Origin of the sequence: Mesorhizobium sp. M0514, assembly GCF_040321145.1 — a bacterium.
Lineage (GTDB): Bacteria > Pseudomonadota > Alphaproteobacteria > Rhizobiales > Rhizobiaceae > Mesorhizobium.
The window spans coordinates 1-541 of sequence record NZ_JAMYQZ010000215.1; the positions used below are offsets into that span (position 1 = coordinate 1).

The 541-nt window shown below is 64.1% G+C and carries 1 protein-coding gene; it reads left to right on the forward strand.

The genetic code is table 11. The annotated features are described in order from the left end of the window. The coding region (locus tag NKI61_RS32870; RefSeq protein ID WP_352842434.1) for an integrase core domain-containing protein at window positions 1-504 on the forward strand (504 nt) is incomplete at its 5' end. Between the last annotated feature and the right edge of the window lie 37 nt (window positions 505-541).

A 541-nucleotide genomic window follows, 5' to 3' on the forward strand; every position in this document is an offset into this window, starting at 1 on the left:
TTCATCAAGCTCGGCATCACCTTGGAGCGGATCGCACCCGGCAGGCCACAGCAGAACGGACGTCACGAGCGCTTTCACCTGACCATGCTGCCGATGGCCGAGGCACCGGAAGCCGACCGAACGGCACAGGGCCAGGCCTTCGAGACCTTCCGCCACAGCTACAATGAGGAACGTCCCCATGAGGCGCTGGGCATGGATACGCCCGCCCAGCACTACCGGTCCTCACAGCGCGCCATGCCCAGGACACCACCCGAGCCCGTCTATCCGGCCGAGGCCTCGGTCCGCCGCGTGCGCCACAATGGCGAGATCCGATGGAATGGCGGCTTCATATATGTCTCGCAAGCGCTGGCGGGCGAACCGGTCGCTGCGTTGGAGACCGAAGACGGACAATGGACACTCTCATTCCATGCCCACCCGCTCGGCATCATCGACACACGGCACATGAAGCTTGTCCGCCGCAGCGCCGCGCCAACCAATCCGCTTGGCGCTGCGGCGGACGCATAGGGGGAGAGAAGTGTCACCTATGTATCCGGTTCAAAGT